Here is a 16,324-nt window from a genome sequence, read left to right on the forward strand (position 1 = left end):
AGGTGGCCGCGCGCGTGACCCGTTCGGGCGAGCAGCGCGGGCCGCGGGCCCCGGGCCCTGTTGCAGTGAGGCCATGACAGGACGCATCGGCAGGATCGACCGGCGGTGGTTCGAACGGGTGGCGGCGGCGCGGCTGGCCGGGGCGGAGCAGGTGCTGCCGCCGCTGAGTTCCGCGGCGAACCGCGGGCGGCTGTGGTTCGGCGCGGCCGCGCTGCTCGCGGCCGCCGGCGGGCCCGCGGCCCGGCGCGCCGCGCGCCGTGGCGTGGGGGCCCTGGCGCTGGCCTCGCTGACCACCAACGCGGTCGCCAAGTACGCCGTACGCCGCAGCCGTCCCGTGCACGACGCGGTGCCCCTGGTACGGCGGCTGGCGAAGGCGCCGTGGACGTCGTCGTTCCCGTCCGGGCACGCGGCGTCGGCGGCCGCGTTCGCGACGGGGGTGGCCCTGGAGTCACCCCCCTACGGCGCCGTCGTCGCGCCGGTCGCCGCGGCCGTGGCCTTCTCGCGGGTGTACGTGGGGGTCCACTACCCCGGTGACGTGCTCGCCGGAATCGCGCTGGGCGCGGCCGCCGCGGCGGTCACCTGCTACTGGTGGCCGCCCCGTCCCGCGCCCGCGCGGATCGAGCGGACCCGGGTCCCGGCGCCCGCGCTGCCGGACGGCGAGGGACTGGTGGTGGTCGTCAACTCCGGCTCCGGCAAGGGGGTTCCGGGACGTCCGCCGGCCCGGGGGTATGTGGAGCTGCTGCTGCCCGGGGCCGAGGTCCTGGAGTGCGGCTCGGGCGACGACCTGGGCAAGGTCCTGGACAAGGCGGTCGCGCGGGCCGCCGAGTCGGGCGGGGCGCTCGGGGTGTGCGGCGGCGACGGCACGGTCAACGCCGCAGCGCGCCGGGCCGTCGCGGCCGGGCTTGCGCTGGCGGTGTTCCCGGGCGGCACCCTCAACCACTTCGCGCTGGACGCGGGCACGGCCACCTTCGAGGACACCGCGCACGCCGTGCGGCGCGGCGAGGCCGTGCGGGTGGACCTGGCGCGGGTCCGCGACGGCGCGGGCGCGGACGTCACGGGCTTCGTGAACACCTTCAGCATCGGGCTCTATCCGGAACTGGTGCGCAGGCGCGAGCGGTTGGAGGGCCGCATCGGCAAGTGGCCCGCCGCGACAGTGTCGTTGCTGGGCGTGCTGCGCGATGCGACGCCGCTGCGGGTCCGCCTCGACGGCCACGACCGCGTCCTGTGGCTGCTCTTCGCGGGCAACGGCCGCTATCTGCCCGACGGTCTCGCCCCTTCGCACCGGCCCCACTTGGACGAGGGGCTGCTGGACGTCCGTACGGTCGACGCCGAGGCGCCGCTGGCCCGCACCCGGCTGGCCCTCTCCGCGCTGGCCGGGGCGCTGCGGCGCTCCCACGTCTACCGGGCCGAACGCGTCGAGCAGCTGCGGATCAGCGGTCTGGAGTCCGTGGCCGACCTGGCGTACGACGGCGAGAGGGCGCCGGCGCCGGACGCCCTGCTCCTCGACAAGCGGCGGGGGGCGCTGACGGTCTACAGCCCGGCCGATCCGGAGGACGAGATCACCCAGCTGGCCCGGACTGCCTCGCTGGCGGCGGCCCGGCGCCGCCCGGTCAACCCGTGACGGACTCGCCCACCTGCGGGTGAAGCGGCTCGCCCCGGTGGCCCCGCTGCCGGTAGGACGGGCGGGGTCACCTTCCCCGCCCGTAGGGAGCAGCGCACCCGTGAGCACCCGTGCCGTCCTTGTCGCCGCCCTCGTCACCGGACTGGTCCTCGGCATCGTGGGAACGAGAGCGGAGGACTCCGTTCACCCTCGTCCGGCCGGTTCCGTCGCCGAGGCGGGCCGTTAGGCTGCGACATTGCCGCGTGGCTTCCTCCGTCCTCGCCCCGCGGTCGCCGAGCCGCCGTCGACGGAAGCGAGTGAACCTTGAACTTCCTCACCATCGGTCATCGCGGGGTCATGGGTGTCGAGCCCGAGAACACCCTCCGTTCCTTCATCGCCGCGCAAGCCGCGGGCCTCGATCTCATCGAGCTCGATCTGCATCTGAGCAAGGACGGCGCCCTCGTCGTCATGCACGACGCCGACGTGGCCCGTACGACCGACGGCAAGGGACCGATCGCCGAGAAGACCCTCGCCGAACTCCGGGAACTCGACGCGGGCCGCGGTGAGCGCGTCCCCGTGTTCGAAGAGGTCCTGGACGCCGTGCGGGCACCGCTCCAGGCCGAGATCAAGGACGTCGCGGCCGCGCGCGCCCTGGCCGAGGTCATGCACCGCCGCGACCTGGTCTCGCGCGTGGAGGTGATCTCCTTCCACGACGAGGCGATCGCGGAGATCGCCCGCCTGGTCCCCGGGGTGCGCACCGCGCTCGTCGCCAGCCGCTACGGCACCGACGTCGTGGAGCGTGCCACCGCCGTCGGCGCCACCACGCTCGTCCTCAACATCCGCCGGCTGACGCTGGAGATCGTCGAGCACGCCAGGAAGGCCGGCCTGCGGATCATCGGCTGGGTGGTGAACACGCAGGACGACCTGCGTCTGGTGCGCGCGCTCCAGCTGGACGGCGCGACCACCGACTATCCGGAGATCAAGCGGACGGGCCGCTTCACGGCCTGAGGTCCTTGACCAGGAGTTCGAACTCCAAGTCGGGGCGGCGGGGGATGCCGAAGCGCTCGTCGCCGTACGGGAAGGGGCTCATCCGTCCCGTACGGCGGTAGCCGCGCCGCTCGTACCAGGCGATGAGGTCATCGCGTACGGAGATCACGGTCATGTGCATCTCACGGGCGTCCCACTCCTCGCGCGCGATGCGTTCCGCCTCGGCGAGGACCAGCCTGCCGAGGCCCGCGCCCTGCTGGGACACGCTCACCGCGAACATGCCGAAGTAGGCGTGGTCGCCGCGGTGTTCGAGCCGGCAGCAGGAGACGATCCCGCCGTCCCGTTCGACGGTGAGCAGACGGCCGCCGGGTGACTCGATGGCCTCGAGGACACCCCGCGGGTCGGTGCGCTGCCCGTCCAGGATGTCCGCCTCGGAGGTCCACCCGGCGCGGCTCGTCTCTCCGCGGTACGCCGACTCGATGAGGGCGACGAGCGCGTCGGCGTCACGGGGCGCCGCGTCGCGGAAGGTGAGTTCACCGGCGGGGGGACGCGGGGCGGGGTCCATCGGTCTCTTTCTCCGATCTGGGCGCGGCTTGCTGCTCCGCCGAGCCTAACGCGCCACTAAGGTGCGGCTGCATGGTGCATGTACTGAGCAGCAGGACCCTCCTCCACCCCACCGACCCGGAGCGTTCCCGCGCGTTCTACGGCGACGCGCTGGGCCTCGCCGTCTACCGCGAGTTCGGCACGGGACCCGAGCGCGGCACGGTCTACTTCCTCGGCGGCGGCTTCCTCGAACTCTCCGGGCGCTCCGACAGCCCGCCCTCGCCCGAGGTCCGGCTGTGGCTCCAGGTCCCGGACGTCCACGCGGCGCACGCGGAGCTGGCCGGGCGGGGGGTGGAGGTGGTGCGGCCGCCGGTCAAGGAGCCGTGGGGCCTGATCGAGATGTGGATCGAGGACCCGGACGGCCTCCGGATCGTCCTCGTCGAGGTCCCGCACGACCACCCCGTCCGCTACCGGCCGGGCATCTGACGGGCCCCGCGCCGCGGGGGGCGCGGCGCGCTGTGAAGCACGTCACACGATTCATCCATCCGGGATGCAGGGGTACAAGGCCACAGGTACGGTCCCGAGAAGGTCCAGCAAGACGATCTCCCACAGTCTTGGAGTGACATCACATGGCAGCTCCCCGGATCCTCATCGTCGGCGGCGGCTTCGCCGGCATGGAGTGCGCGCACAAGCTCGAGAGGAAACTCGCGCCCCACGAGGCGGAGCTGCGGCTGATCAGTCCGATGGACCATCAGCTCTATCTGCCCCTTCTGCCACACGTCGCCTCCGGGGTGCTGACCCCGCAGTCGGTCGCGGTGCCCCTGCGCCGGATGCTGCGCCGCACGGCCATCGTGCCGGGCGGCGCCATCGGCGTCGACACCAAGGCGAAGGCCGTGATCGTGCGGAAGATCAACGGCGAGGAGGTCGTGGAGCGTTACGACTACCTGGTCCTGACGCCGGGCAGTGTGACGCGGCAGTTCGACATCCCGGGCGTCGACAAGTACGCGGTCGGCGTCAAGACGCTCGCCGAGGCCGCCTGGATCCGCGACCACGTCATCTCCCAGCTGGACCTGGCCGCGGCCAGCTCGCACCGCGAGGAGCGCGAGCAGCGGTTGCAGTTCGTCGTGGTCGGCGGCGGGTACGCGGGCGTGGAGACGGCCGCGTACCTCCAGCGGCTGACGTGCGCCGCCGTCAAGCGCTATCCGGGTCTGGACGTGTCGCAGATCAAGTGGCATGTGGTGGATGTCGCCCCGAAGCTGATGCCCGAGCTGGGCGACCGGCTCGGCGAGAAGGCGATGGAGATCATGCAGCGCCGCGGCGTGAACGTCTCGCTCGGGGTGTCCGTGGCCAAGGCCACCGAGGACACCGTCACGCTCACCGACGACCGCGTCCTGCCGTGCCGCACCCTGATCTGGACCGCCGGCGTCGCGCCCAGCCCGCTCATCGCCACGCTCGGCGCCGACACCAACAAGGGCCGTCTGGTCGTGCGGCCCGATCTGACGGTGCCGGGTCTGGACGGCGTGTTCGCGCTCGGCGACGCGGCGGCCGTGCCGGACCTCGCCAAGGGCGGCGACGCCATCTGCCCGCCGACCGCGCAGCACGCCATGCGCCAGGGCTGGGCCGCCGCGAAGAACGTCCTCGCGGCGCTGCGCGGCTTCCCGCTCACCGACTACCGGCACAAGGACATGGGCCTGGTCGTGGACCTCGGCGGCATCCAGGCGGTGTCCAAGCCGCTGGGCGTGCAGCTGACCGGGCTGCCCGCCCAGGTGGTGGCGCGCGGCTACCACCTGGGGGCGCTGCGCACGCTGACCGCCCGCTTCCGCACGGCCGCCAACTGGGGGCTCAACGCGGTCGCGGGCGACGACTACGTCCGCACCGGCTTCCAGGCGCAACGCCCCGCCACGCTCAAGGACTTCGAGATGACGGACGCGTATCTGTCACGGGAGGAGATCAGCGCGCGGGTGGCCTCAGCCGGGCTGTGACCGTCCCGCGGGCCGCAGCCTGAGGGTGCGGACCGTGTGCTTCTCCACCTCCTGCCGGGAGTAGAGCAGCGGGAAGGAGCCGTCGGCCGCCCAGGCGTCGAACAGGTCGGCGTAGTGCGGGTCGCGCGGGTCGCCGGACTGGCCCGGGGAGTTCATCGCCACCGAGTTGTCCCAGGCGCCGACGTCCACGACCAGGCGGAAGGTGGCGCCCGTCGTCTGCCGGAAGCCCGGTCCGTAGGCTGCGGCGCCGACCGTGTCGCCGCTGCCGCCGCGCGGAGCGGGCCCGACAGAGGCCCACGGCGGGGCGGGGCGGCCGTCGAGCAGGGCGGCGACGGGGTGGTGCGGATGGGCGTGGAGGAGGGCGCCCCAGGCCCAGTGGGCCGGGTCGGGGCCGAGCAGCGCGGAGACCTCACCGACCGCGGCGGCCAGGGTGGCGCGCAGCAGGGCGGGGTCCGGGTCCGCGGTCAGCAGGGGCAGGTCGACGCGGGGGTCGGCGGCGGCGTCCTCCGCGGGCAGGATCCGCGCCAGGGCCCCGGGGCCGATCCCCGCGGCCCCGAGCGCCCGCTTCAGCAGGGCGGGGCGCAGATGCCGCCTGTACCAGACCTCGAAGAGCGCGGCCGCCGCGGAGCCCGGCGTCAGGCGGGTGTCCCAGTCACGGAGCAGGTCCAGCGCGGCGGCCACGGTGGCGTCCTGGGCGCCGAGGCCGGTGAGCTGTGCCTGGACGCGGCGCGCGGGGAGACTGACGTAGTCCGTCTGGAGGCGTACGCAGTCCCGCACCGTCCAGTCGTCGCGCGCGGCGAGTTCCTCGCGGATCCGGTCGTGGCGCGTCGGGGCGTACCAGTCGTACGTGATGGTCGTGGCGTCGCCGGGACGGCCGGGCGGCAGGTTCATCTGGTTGGCCGTGGCGAACCAGCCCTGCTCGGGGTCGCGCGCCGAGGGCAGTTCCTCGCTGTCGAGGAAGCCGTCCCATTCGTAACGCCCGTCGCCCGGCACTGGGAGCGTGCCGTCCCAGCCGCGGCGCACCGGGACGCGGCCCGCGGGGCGCCAGCCGATCGTGCCGTCGGGGGCGGCGTAGACCTGGTTCTCGCCTGGCGCGCCCCAGCGGCGCATGGCGGCGACGAAGGCGTCGGGGTCGCGTGCCCGCAGGTACTCCATGCTGCCGAGGTAGGGGGCCATGCCGGGGCCGAGCCAGGCGGCACGGACCGCGAACGCCGCGTGGCGCTCGGGGCGTTCGCGGATCACCGGGCCGTGCCGGGTGAACCACAGCTCTGCGGTGACCGGTTCGCCGCCGCGCACCGGGATCTCCTCGGTGACCAGGGTCATCGGCTCCCACCGGTCCTGGTACCAGTACTCGTGCGGGTTCGCGGGGTTGGTGCGGTAGACGTACAGGTCCTCCTGGTCGATCGGGAAGATGGTCAGGCCGAACGCGAGGTGGCCGTTGTGGCCGATGGAGATGCCGGGCAGTGCGGGCTCCCCCGCCCCGATGACGTCGATGCCGGGGGCGCTCAGATGGGCGAGGTAGCGCAGGGCGGGCAGGGTGATGCCGCGGTGCGGGTCGTTGGCGAGCAGGGGGCGTCCGGTGGCGGTGCGGGCGGGGGCGATGACCCAGTTGTTGGAGCCGTCGAGGCCTTGGCGCGGTGCTGTGCCGGCGGCCCAGGGCGGGATGGTCGCGAGGGTGTACACGCGCAGGACGTCGTCGGGGATGACGGACAGGTCGAGGCCTTCGGGGACGCGCAGCCGGTGCGGCTCCGGTTCGCGGCGCCTGCGCAGCTCCTCGGCCTCGGGCCCGTGGTCGCGCAGGGTGAGGGCGCGGGCGACTTCGTCGTGGAGGTTGTACTGGAGGCCGTGGCTGCGGACGCGGGCCACGTCGGAGGGCTCCCAGTACGCCGGTTCGTACCCCAGCAGGGCGAATTCCGGGGGGCTTTGGGCGGGGTCTCGGCGGCAGAGTGCGACGTAGGCGTTGATGCCGTTCACGAACGCCGTCGTGACGCGCTCGGTGTCGTCGCCGTAGGCCCGCCACTCCTCGGCCATGTCGCCGCGGTAGAGGAAGAGGCGGGCGGCGCGGTCGTGTTCGGTGTAGGCGTCGCCCAGCACCTCGCCGAGCAGGCCGAGTCCGCGCCGCCGCCACAGGTCCAGCTGGAAGAGCCGGTCGCGGGCGGCGTTGAAGCCCTGGGCGAGGAACAGGTCGTCCGGCGAGGCGGCGTACAGGTGCGGGACGCCCCACCGGTCGATGAGGATCTCCACCGGCTCGGCGAGCCCCGGGACCTCGAACTCCGTCGCTTCGGTACCGGTACTGCTGTCCGCATCGGTATGGGTCATCGTCCTGCCTCCACCTTGACGTGCTCGGCCGATGGGCGCGCGGGGGCCGGGCCCGGGGCGAGCCGGGTGACCGCCACCGTCACCGCGAGGTTGGCGGCGAGCGCGATGATGCCGCCGTTGATCCCGTGCCACGGATCGTTCTCCGTGCCCCACAGCCCCAGCATCACCGCGAGGCCCACCAGCATCCCCGCGACGGCCGCACGCGCGGTCAGCCGGCGCCAGAACAGGGCGAGGAGCACGACGGGCACCAGCTGCGCGAGACCCTCGTACGACAGGACGGACAGCTCCACCAGGGTGTTCGGGTAGAAGAGGCTGCCCGCGAGTGCCACGAGTCCGGCGAGGACGCACACGGCCTGGGAGAGCCGCTTGGCGCGGATGTCGCGTGCCTCGGCGCGGCCGTCGGCGGCGGGAGGCCGGCGCGGGTCGGATCCGTTTCCGCCGCCCAGGACGGTGCGCCCCCAGAGCGTGCCGATGGACAGCATGAAGACGCTCATCGGCACGATGGCCGACAGTGCGCCCGCGACCCCGATGACGGCGACGACGGGCGCGGGCAGCGAGTCGGTGACGAGGCTGAACAGGGCGAGGTCGGGGTTGCCGAGGGCCGGCATCACGAAGAGGGCGGTGGCGCCGACGACCATCGGCACGAAGAGCAGCAGCTGGTACCAGGGCAGCAACAGGGCGTTGCGCCGAAGGGCGTTGGGGCTCTTGGCGCTCAGATAGCCGGCGACCGTCGTGGGGAAGACGGTGATGGTCACGGCGTTGAGGACGACGGTGCTCAGGAACCACACCGAGTCCCGTCCGCCCGACGCGTGCCCGGGGAAGGTCAGCCACTCGGGCTTCTCGGTCACCATGCGCTGCATGAGGTCGCCGACACCGCCGAGGTAGTGCGTCGGGATGTACACGGCGAGGAAGACGACGGCGAGGATCACCAGGACGTCCTTGAAGGCGCTCACCCAGGCGGAACCCCGCAGTCCGGAGACGAGGACGAACACCTCGGCCACGACGAAGGAGATGACGGCGGCCACCTTCAGGTCGACGCCGCCGTACGTCATGGCGTTGACGACGACGCCCATGCCCTGGATCTGCACCTGGATGTACGGAACGATGAAGATCGTCGCGACGACGGCCACGAGGATTCCCACCGGCCGTGACCTGAAGCGGAATTCGGCGATGTCGGCGATCGAGATGAGCCCGTGCCGGGAGGCGTACGTCCACAGGGCGGGGCCCACGACGTAGGCGACGGCGAAGCCGACCGTCAGATACGCGACGAGGTAGAGGATCGGCGCGCCGAAGGAGTACGACCAGCCGGCCGTCCCCAGGAACGAGAAGCTGGTGTACGTCTCACCCGCCATCAGCAGCCAGATGAACAGCACGCCGAGTCCGCGGCTGGACACGGACCACTCGGTGAGGCCCTTGGAGCGGCCGCGCGCGCTGAGCACGCCGATGGCGATGGTGGCGACCATGGCGAGCCCGAAGACGGTGGTCGCGATCGCGGCGGACCCGCTCATCGGCCCTCTCCCCGGGGCCGGTCGAGTGCGTCGTCGTCCGCGGGGATCGGCTCGACCGCGTTCAGCCGGTACGCCGGGTCGAGGCGGGCCGCGAGCCAGATGGCGAGCGGGCTGACGATCGTCGCGGCGATGACCCAGGCGAGCAGGAAGGGGACGCCGAGGACGCGCGGCTCGACGCGGTTGGCGACCAGCGGGGCGGCGCCGTAGAGCAGGACGGGCACGAGCAGCAGCCACAGGGAGGGGCGGGCGGCGCCGCGGAGGCTCGGCAGGCCGTCGAGGGGGTCCGCCGGGGGCGGGCCTGGGTTCTCCGGGCGGGACATCGTGCTCCTTCTCGGTCGTGCGGTGGTGCGTGGGGCGGGGGCGTCACAGCGAGGGGTCGTACCGCCCGTCGACCGCTGTCCAGCCGCCGTCGACGGTCAGGACGCTGCCGGTGACGAAGGTAGCCGCGTCGGATACGAGGTAGACCACGGCCCCCGCGATCTCCTCGGGCCGCGCCCACCGCTTCAGCGCGGAGGCCTCGGCGTACGCCGCGAACCAGGCTGGGTCGGCGGCGATCTGATCGGTCAGCGGGGTGCGGACGACGCCGGGCGCGACGGCGTTGAACCGCACCCCGCGCGGCCCCCACTCGGCGGCGGCCGTCCGCAGGAGCTGGATGAGCCCGGCCTTCGACGCGGCGTACGCGCCCTGCCCCGGTTCGACCTGGAAGGCCCGCATGGACGCGAACCCGACGACACTCCCCCGCCCGCGTGCGGCCATGCCGGGGGCGACGGCCTGGAGGAGCGTGAGATAGGCCCGCAGGTTGAGCCCGATGACCCGGTCGAACTCCTGGAGACTGTAATCGGCGACGCGCTTGCGGACGTTGACGCCGACGGTGACGACGAGGCCGTCCAGCGGGCCCCACGCGGCGGCCGCGTCCCGTACGGCCTCGGGGTCCAGGACGTCGAGGGGGTAGGGGGTCGCACCGGGGGCCTGCCGTGCCGTCTCCGCCGCGCCCGCCTCGTCACGGTCGGCGACGATGACATGCGCGCCCTGCGCGGCCAGCGCGCGCACCGCCTCGCGGCCGATGCCGCTCGCGCCGCCGACGACCGCGACGCGGCGCCCGTCGAGCCGGAACAGACTGGCGTACTCCATTGTGTCGCTGCCTCTCTCACTCGCCGGGTGTCACTGGTGGCGGGGGCGGGCCGGCGGTGGCGGGGGCGGGCCGGCCGGTCAGGGCCGGACGACCGTCATCCGCGTCACCGTCAGCTCCTCGATCGCGAAGCGCGGGCCCTCGCGGCCGATGCCCGAGGCCTTGACGCCGCCGTAGGGCGCAATGTCACTGCGGTAGCCGGGCACTTCGTTGATCACGACGCCGCCCGCCTCCAGTTCCTCGACCGCGCGGAAGGCGGCGCCCAGGTCGCGGGTGAAGAGCGCCGCGTGCAGGCCGTAGCGGCTCGCGTTGACGACGTCGTACGCCGTCTCCAGATCGGGCACCGTGCGCAGGCAGACCACCGGGCCGAAGATCTCCTCGTCCCAGGCGGGCTCCCCGTCCGGCACGCCCGCGAGCAGCGTCGGCGTGAGGCAGCGGCCCTCCCGCGTGCCCCCGGCGACCACGCGGGCGCCCGCCGCGCGGGCCCGCCGGATCCAGTCGGCGACCCGCTCGGTGGCCGCCTCGTCGATGAGGGCGGAGACCCGGGTGGCCGGATCGCGCGGGTCGCCCACGACCACCGCCCGCAGCCGCTCGGCGATCTTCCTCTCCAAGGTCTCGGCGACCGCGTCGACGGCGACGACCCGCTGCACGGAGACGCAGGCCTGCCCGGACGCGTAGTACCCGCCGCGCACCACCGCGTCCGCCGCCGCGTCGAGATCGGCGTCCGCGGCGACGACGAGCGCGGCGTTGGAGCCCAGCTCCAGGACGACCTTGCGGGGCGCGGCGTCGCGCGCGATGCGGTGGCCGACGGCCGCGGAGCCGGTGAAGGAGACCGCGGCGACGTCCGGGTGGGTCGTGAGGGTGCGGCCCACCTCCGCCCCTCCGGTGACCAGTTGGACGGCTCCGACGGGCACGCCCGCCGCGGCGAGGCGCTCGCGGACGAGGTGGACGAGGCGCAGGGTGGCCAGGGGGGTCGCCGGGGCCGGTTTGACGATGACCGGGCAGCCCGCGGCGAGCGCGGGCGCGATCTTGTGGGAGGCCAGCAGCAGGGGGTAGTTGAAGCCCGCGATGCCGACCACGACGCCGACGGGGCGCCGCGTCCAGAATCCGAAGAGCCCCTCGCCGGACGGCTGGACGTCCAACGGCACGGTCTCGCCGTGCAGATGGCCCACCTCGTCGGCGGCGGCCTGCCAGGTGGCGACGGTCCGCAGCATCTCGATGTCGCAGTCCACGCGCGGCTTGCCGGTCTCCAGGACCAGTTGGTCCACGAGGCCCGGCAGCTCGTCGGTGAGCGCCGTCGCGACGTCGGCGAGCACCTGCCGCCGGGTGTGGGCGGGCAGCGCGCCGACCGTCCTGCGCAGCTGGGCCGCGTGCTCGACGGCCTGCCGCGCGAGCGCCGCGTCGCCGACGGGCGCGTGGGCGATCTCGCTGCCGTCGTAGGGGAAGGTGACGGCCCGGCGGCCCGGCGCGGGGACCCAGGCGTCCCCGATGGGCAGCCCGTCCAAGGGCGGGGTGTACGTCGTGGTGTACGTCGTCACCGGGCGCCCCCGGTGAGGAAGGTGCGCGCCGCGGCGGCGTACACGCGCGCGTACTCGCCGATCTCGCGCACCTCGACGTACTCGTCCTTCTGGTGCGCGATCCACTTGCCGCCGGGGCCGTAGACGACGGTGGGCAGTCCGGCGTCGCGGGTGAGGATCGTGCCGTCCGTGGTGCCGGGGACGGCGCCGAACGGTGGTGCTGCGCCGTGGACTTGGCGGTGCCCGGCCACCAGCGCGCTCACCACGGGGTGATCCTCGGCGATCTCGACGGCGGGCCGGTCGTCGACCACGGTGAGACCGACGTCCACGCCCACCGCGGCAGCCGCCTCGCACGCCGACTTCCCTACCCGGTCGATGAGTTCGGTGTGGTCCGTCCCCGGAACGGTGCGCACGTCGACGCCGACGACGCCGTGCGCGGGGATGACGTTGAGCTGGTCGGGGTCGCCGCCGAGCAGCACGGTCGGCGTGACGGTCACGCGCCCCGCGTGCGGATGCGTGCCGTAGCGCTCCTCGGCCCAGGTCTGGACGGCGGCCAGCGCGTCGACGACACGGGCACCCGCCACGATCGGGCTCCTGGCCTCCTGCGGCATCGCGCCGTGCGCCATGACGCCGTGCAGGTCCAGCCGCAGCCGGATGCCGCCGCGGGCGGACGTGCACACCTCGTACCCCTCGGGTTCGCACACGATGACGGCGTCCACGGACCGTGCGAGCGGCGACGCGGCGAACGCCTTCGCGCCCAGCATCAGCCCTTCCTCGTCGCACAGCACGCCCACGACGATCCGGCCGGGGAAGGGCCCGGCGAGCTGGAGGGCGCGTACGGCGTAGATCATGGCGGCGACGCCGGACTTCATGTCGGCGGCGCCGCGGCCCCAGAGCCTGCCGTCGCGGATCAGCGCCGCGTACGGGTCGACGCTCCAGTCGGCCGGATCGCCCTCGGTGACGACGTCGATGTGCCCCTCGAACATCAGGGTCGGCCCTTCGCCACCCCCGCCCTCGACGACGGCCACGGTGTTGGGCCGGCCCGGGGCGACCTCCACGACGTCGTACGTCCATCCGAACGCGGTGAAGAGGCGCTGGACGAGGAGCGCCGCCGGCCGCTCGACCTCGGCGGCTCCGGCGGCGTTGACGGTGCGCAGCCGCACCAGGTCCTGGGTGAAGGCGACGGCGGCATCGATGTCGACGGCGGGGACGGTGGGGGGTGCGGTGGCCATGGAGAACCTCCAAGTCGTCCGGCTGACCGCGTGATCGACCGCGGGCGCCGTTCGGGACGCGCCGTCCGGTCAGCTGGTCAGACCAGTTGAACTCCCGTACTCTGCCGCCACGTTCAGGCCCGGGTCAACCATCGGATCCTGGGCGGCGCGTGCCGATCAGCCACCGTGGAGGGGGACATGGCCGCCGACGAGGATCTCTTCAGGCCCGTGCGGCCCGTACGTGCCTACCAGCGCGTGGCGGAGCAGATCGAGGAGCGCGTCCTCAGCGGTGAACTCCCGCCGGGGGCCCGGCTCCCCGGGGAGCGTGAGCTGGCCCAGCGCTTCGGTGTCGGGCGCTCCACGGTCCGCGAGGCGCTGCGTGTACTCCAGTCGGCGGGGCTGATCCGCTCACGTCCCGGTGACCCGCTGGGCGCGGAGGTACTCGGCGTCTCGACCGGCGGCCTGAGCCAGGCGCTCGGCCGCCTCACCCGCTCCGGTGCCTGCTCGGTCGGTGAACTCGTGCGGTTCCGCATGGTGCTGGACGCCGAGAGCAACCGTCTCGCCGCGCGCCTGCGCACCGAGGACGACCTCGTACGGATGCGGGAGCAGATCACCCGTATGGAGGCGCTGGGCGCGTCGCCCTCGGGACTGCGCGCCTTCAGCGAGGCGGACGCGCTGTTCCACCGGGCGATAGCGGAGGCGGGCGGCAACGCGCTGCTCGGGCTGTGCGCCGGTGCGGTGCACGACGCGGTCGTCGAAATCACCGAAATCACCGAGGTCACCGAGGTCACCGAGGTCACCGAGGTCACCGAGAAGCAGATCGCGGGGGCGGCGGACCCGGTCCCCTGGATGCGGCGCTCGGTCGCCCACCACCGCGAGATCCTCGCCGCGATCGAGACGAGCGACAGCGCACGGGCGGCCCGCCTCGGCCGGGCGGCCCTGCACGAGTACTACGCGGGGCATGCCGAGCCGGAGACCCGCCGGTTGCCGGCGGCGGAGGTAGCGGATGGCTGAGACGGGGCCGCTTCCCCTCCCAGGACCGCCCGGCCCGCCTCAGCCCCGTCGCACCCCGAGTCGGCCCTCCAACTGCGCCAGCAACTCCCCGAGCAGGCCGCTCAGTTCGCGTTGTCCGGTGCCGTCGAGTACGGACAGGACCACCGTCTCGTAGGCGAGTTGTTCCGGCAGGATCGCGTCGACCAGGTCGCGGCCCGCGTCCGTGAGGCGGACGTGCGCGACGCGGCGGTCGCGGGCGTCGGGGCGGCGGTCGACCAGTTCGCGCTCCTGGAGCTGCTTGAGCCGCTTGGTGACCGCGGCCCCGGAGGAGAAGGTCTCGCGGGCCAGTTCCCCGGGCGTCAGCTCGTGGCCGGTGCGGCGCAACGCGCCGAGCAGGTCGAACTCGGCGCGGGTCAGGCCCGCCCTGCGCAGCGGGGCGTCCTCGGCCTGCCGGAGGAGGGCCGCGCAGCGGTTGATGCGGCCGATCACCTCCATCGGCCCGGTGTCGATGTCGGGGCGCACCGCCTGCCACTGCCGCACCACCGCGGCCACGGTGTCCCCACCGAGGCCCGCCACCGGACCGTTCTCTGCACTCATGCTCGTGCGCCCTCCCAGGCGTCGGCCGCCTCCGCGCGAGGCCGCGTCCCCTGACCGTTCTCGTCACTCCGTCGTCGGACCGTCGCCGCGAGCGTACGGTGTCCGGCGCGCTCGGCCGTGATGACCCGCTCTTCGGGCAGGGCCCCCGGCCACCATTCCCCGGCGGCCGCGTCGGCTGCGGCTCGCAGGTCGACGAGGGCCGCGGTGAGCGCGCGCCGGGCCGGTTCGACCGCGCCCGCCCCGGCGAGTCCGGCCTCGGCCCGCTCCCTGGCCCGGTCCACGGCATCGACGGCCTGTTCGATCTGGTCGACGGCCCGCCGGTTGGTGACGAGGACGGCGGCCGCGACGCCGAGCACGGCGCCGAGCAGGGTGTCGACGACGCGGTCGAGGATCAGCTCGCCGGGCTGCTGGAACCGCGCGAACTCGGTGACGAGCAGCGCCATCGGCGTCACGCACACGGTGCCGAGCCAGTAGTTGCGGCTGATCAGCGCCTCCGCGCCGAAGGCGAGCGCGAGGCAGCTCACGACGAGTTCCGCGTGGCCGAGGTGGGCGAACGGCGCGATGGCGGCGAAGGCGAGTACGCCGACGAGGTTGCCGACCACCCGCTGCACGCCCCGGTTCCAGGTGAGCGTCACGTTGGCCTGGTAGAGGGCGGCGGCGGTGACCAGGGCCCAGTAGGGGCGGCCGACGCCGAGCGCGAGCGAGCCGTATCCGGCGAGCGCGCAGCCCACGGCGGTGCGCAGCGCGATGGGCAGCAGGGGGGACCCGGGCGCGAGCCGACGCCACGGCGGCACCTTGGGCCCGGCCAGTTCGGCGGCGACGCCGAGGAGTTCGTCGCGCTCACCGGGGCGTACGCCGCCGGGGCGCGGGACGGCGCCCGTGCCGCGCAGGCCGGCCGCCCAGGCGCGCAGCGCCGCGGGGTCGGCGGTGGCGGGCGCGGCCAGGGCCTCCTCGGCGCGGATGACGAGGCGGGCCAGGGCGCGCCGGGCCTCGGCGGTCCGGGCGCCGGTGGTCCGCGCGCCGGTGGCGAGCAGCGACTGCCAGGCGGCGTGCACGGCACCGGCCGCGGCGGCACGGGCCCGCTCGACAGCAGGCGCGCGGTCCTGGTGGTCAGCGGGCCCGGAGTCCCCTCGATCGGCGGGCCCCGAGTCCCTGCGGTCAGCGGACGCGGCCTGAGCGCTCTCGGCGTACGCCGCGACCGCGTTCAGGGCGCGTGCCGTGGCCCGGCGCTCGGGTCCGTGCGGCCGTACGACGGCGGGCGCCATGCCGACCAGCCAGGCGAGGGCCCCTCCGGCGAGGGTGAGCGCGAGGTGGCCCGGGACCTGCCCGAGGCTCTGCGGGGCGAAGAGGGTGGCCGAGCTGATGAAGGTGAGGATCAGATGGCCGGGCGGCCCGATGCGGGCCGCGTCGCACAACGCCTTCTGCGCGGCGGCGAGGACCGCGCCGACGGCGACGAGGGCCACGGCGGAACCGGTCAGCGAGGCCGTGACCAGCGCGACGGCCACGCTCGCCGACATCCCGGCGACGACCCCCGCCAGGGCGCGCGCCCGGGCGGCGTACGGGAGGTTGTGGGCGTACAGCGCGCAGAACGAACCGGCCATCGTGTACATCACGAGGTCGAGCCGCCCGAGGGCCAGCAGCGTCAGGTTCGGTATCGCGGTGGCCACGACCACGCTGCACGCGGGCTTGAACCAGATGTCGGACGGCTTGCCCGGACGCAGCACCCCGGCGATCGGGAACCGACGCGGACGGGTGGAACGAGGGGACGGCGGCGATGACGGGGGCGGGGGCAAGGGTGGCGTACTGCTCATGCCTAAAACATTAGCAAGTGTTTTACCTGGAAAATATACCTGCCCCGGCGGACGGCGTCTCGCTCCCCCTGTGCTCCCCGTGCTCCCCGTGCACCCCCATGCGCTCGCGTACGGCTCCGCGGGCCTG

General features: G+C 74.1%; 15 protein-coding genes. 6 read left to right on the forward strand and 9 right to left on the reverse strand.

Features of this window, described 5'->3' with window-relative positions; translation table 11 throughout:
- Positions 1 to 73 precede the first annotated feature (73 nt).
- From CP975_RS04265 to CP975_RS04270, 3 genes are all read left to right on the forward strand, one after another.
- Positions 74 to 1,621, forward strand: a complete 1,548-nt coding sequence (locus tag CP975_RS04265) for a bifunctional phosphatase PAP2/diacylglycerol kinase family protein (protein WP_055535463.1) — start codon at positions 74 to 76, stop codon at positions 1,619 to 1,621.
- A gap of 100 nt (positions 1,622 to 1,721) precedes the next feature.
- The gene (locus CP975_RS36220) at positions 1,722 to 1,847 is read left to right on the forward strand and encodes a hypothetical protein (protein ID WP_267883629.1); all 126 of its coding nucleotides are present in this window, start codon (positions 1,722 to 1,724) and stop codon (positions 1,845 to 1,847) included.
- Positions 1,848 to 1,924: 77 nt separating this feature from the next.
- Positions 1,925 to 2,608, forward strand: coding sequence for a glycerophosphodiester phosphodiesterase (locus CP975_RS04270; RefSeq protein WP_055535465.1), 684 nt, complete (start codon positions 1,925 to 1,927; stop codon positions 2,606 to 2,608).
- Here the strand turns inward: CP975_RS04270 and CP975_RS04275 are convergent.
- Positions 2,598 to 3,152, reverse strand: a complete 555-nt coding sequence (locus tag CP975_RS04275; RefSeq protein ID WP_055535467.1) for a GNAT family N-acetyltransferase — start codon at positions 3,150 to 3,152, stop codon at positions 2,598 to 2,600. The genes CP975_RS04270 and CP975_RS04275 overlap by 11 nt on opposite strands.
- Before the next feature lie 71 nt (positions 3,153 to 3,223).
- On the opposite strand from CP975_RS04275, the gene CP975_RS04280 reads away from it, so the two are divergent.
- Together CP975_RS04280 and CP975_RS04285 are read left to right on the forward strand one after the other, a co-directional pair.
- Positions 3,224 to 3,616: a VOC family protein gene (locus tag CP975_RS04280; protein ID WP_055535469.1), complete on the forward strand. Its 393-nt coding sequence runs from the start codon at positions 3,224 to 3,226 to the stop codon at positions 3,614 to 3,616.
- Positions 3,617 to 3,759: 143 nt separating this feature from the next.
- On the forward strand, positions 3,760 to 5,112 hold the full coding sequence (locus CP975_RS04285; protein WP_055535471.1) for an NAD(P)/FAD-dependent oxidoreductase: 1,353 nt from the start codon (positions 3,760 to 3,762) through the stop codon (positions 5,110 to 5,112).
- Here the strand turns inward: CP975_RS04285 and CP975_RS04290 are convergent.
- The 6 genes from CP975_RS04290 to CP975_RS04315 all read right to left on the reverse strand — a co-directional run bounded on the left by CP975_RS04290 (position 5,098) and on the right by CP975_RS04315 (position 12,817).
- Complete coding sequence (locus tag CP975_RS04290) at positions 5,098 to 7,431, reverse strand: penicillin acylase family protein (RefSeq protein WP_055535473.1); 2,334 nt, start codon at positions 7,429 to 7,431, stop codon at positions 5,098 to 5,100. The two genes, CP975_RS04285 and CP975_RS04290, sit on opposite strands and share 15 nt — an antisense overlap.
- Positions 7,428 to 8,939, reverse strand: coding sequence for a sodium:solute symporter family protein (locus CP975_RS04295; RefSeq protein WP_055535475.1), 1,512 nt, complete (start codon positions 8,937 to 8,939; stop codon positions 7,428 to 7,430). The genes CP975_RS04290 and CP975_RS04295 overlap by 4 nt, the downstream gene beginning before the upstream one ends.
- Entirely contained in the window at positions 8,936 to 9,259 is a 324-nt protein-coding gene (locus CP975_RS04300) for a DUF3311 domain-containing protein (RefSeq protein WP_150476587.1), read from the reverse strand. The genes CP975_RS04295 and CP975_RS04300 overlap by 4 nt, the downstream gene beginning before the upstream one ends.
- A 43-nt stretch (positions 9,260 to 9,302) precedes the next feature.
- A complete protein-coding gene (locus tag CP975_RS04305; RefSeq protein WP_150476588.1) occupies positions 9,303 to 10,070 on the reverse strand; it encodes an SDR family NAD(P)-dependent oxidoreductase in 768 nt (255 codons plus the stop codon).
- Between the two features lie 78 nt (positions 10,071 to 10,148).
- The gene (locus CP975_RS04310) at positions 10,149 to 11,606 is read right to left on the reverse strand and encodes an aldehyde dehydrogenase family protein (RefSeq protein ID WP_213085617.1); all 1,458 of its coding nucleotides are present in this window, start codon (positions 11,604 to 11,606) and stop codon (positions 10,149 to 10,151) included.
- A complete protein-coding gene (locus CP975_RS04315; RefSeq protein ID WP_055530659.1) occupies positions 11,603 to 12,817 on the reverse strand; it encodes a M20 family metallopeptidase in 1,215 nt (404 codons plus the stop codon). The genes CP975_RS04310 and CP975_RS04315 overlap by 4 nt, the downstream gene beginning before the upstream one ends.
- Positions 12,818 to 12,994: 177 nt before the next feature.
- Here CP975_RS04315 and CP975_RS04320 point away from each other — a divergent pair, with 177 nt between their 5' ends.
- The gene (locus CP975_RS04320; protein WP_055530657.1) at positions 12,995 to 13,810 is read left to right on the forward strand and encodes a FadR/GntR family transcriptional regulator; all 816 of its coding nucleotides are present in this window, start codon (positions 12,995 to 12,997) and stop codon (positions 13,808 to 13,810) included.
- A gap of 39 nt (positions 13,811 to 13,849) precedes the next feature.
- Here the strand turns inward: CP975_RS04320 and CP975_RS04325 are convergent, their stop codons facing one another.
- A complete protein-coding gene (locus CP975_RS04325) occupies positions 13,850 to 14,386 on the reverse strand; it encodes a MarR family winged helix-turn-helix transcriptional regulator (protein WP_055530655.1) in 537 nt (178 codons plus the stop codon).
- On the reverse strand, positions 14,383 to 16,197 hold the full coding sequence (locus CP975_RS04330) for an FUSC family protein (protein WP_055530653.1): 1,815 nt from the start codon (positions 16,195 to 16,197) through the stop codon (positions 14,383 to 14,385). The genes CP975_RS04325 and CP975_RS04330 overlap by 4 nt, the downstream gene beginning before the upstream one ends.
- Positions 16,198 to 16,324: the final 127 nt, after the last annotated feature.

Origin of the sequence: Streptomyces alboniger, assembly GCF_008704395.1 — a bacterium.
In the GTDB taxonomy this organism is placed as follows: Bacteria; Actinomycetota; Actinomycetes; order Streptomycetales; family Streptomycetaceae; genus Streptomyces; species Streptomyces alboniger.

Excerpts from the sequence above, each read along its gene's own strand:
- CP975_RS04285 (WP_055535471.1), top strand. The coding sequence starts at position 3,760 with ATGGCAGCTCCCCGGATCCTCATCGTCGGCGGCGGCTTCGCCGGCATG.
- CP975_RS04290 (WP_055535473.1), bottom strand. The coding sequence starts at position 7,431 with ATGACCCATACCGATGCGGACAGCAGTACCGGTACCGAAGCGACGGAG.
- CP975_RS04295 (WP_055535475.1), bottom strand. The coding sequence starts at position 8,939 with ATGAGCGGGTCCGCCGCGATCGCGACCACCGTCTTCGGGCTCGCCATG.
- CP975_RS04305 (WP_150476588.1), bottom strand. The coding sequence starts at position 10,070 with ATGGAGTACGCCAGTCTGTTCCGGCTCGACGGGCGCCGCGTCGCGGTC.
- CP975_RS04265 (WP_055535463.1), top strand. The coding sequence starts at position 74 with ATGACAGGACGCATCGGCAGGATCGACCGGCGGTGGTTCGAACGGGTG.
- CP975_RS04315 (WP_055530659.1), bottom strand. The coding sequence starts at position 12,817 with ATGGCCACCGCACCCCCCACCGTCCCCGCCGTCGACATCGATGCCGCC.
- CP975_RS04280 (WP_055535469.1), top strand. The coding sequence starts at position 3,224 with ATGGTGCATGTACTGAGCAGCAGGACCCTCCTCCACCCCACCGACCCG.
- CP975_RS04320 (WP_055530657.1), top strand. The coding sequence starts at position 12,995 with ATGGCCGCCGACGAGGATCTCTTCAGGCCCGTGCGGCCCGTACGTGCC.
- CP975_RS04300 (WP_150476587.1), bottom strand. The coding sequence starts at position 9,259 with ATGTCCCGCCCGGAGAACCCAGGCCCGCCCCCGGCGGACCCCCTCGAC.
- CP975_RS04330 (WP_055530653.1), bottom strand. The coding sequence starts at position 16,197 with ATGAGCAGTACGCCACCCTTGCCCCCGCCCCCGTCATCGCCGCCGTCC.
- CP975_RS04325 (WP_055530655.1), bottom strand. The coding sequence starts at position 14,386 with ATGAGTGCAGAGAACGGTCCGGTGGCGGGCCTCGGTGGGGACACCGTG.
- CP975_RS04275 (WP_055535467.1), bottom strand. The coding sequence starts at position 3,152 with ATGGACCCCGCCCCGCGTCCCCCCGCCGGTGAACTCACCTTCCGCGAC.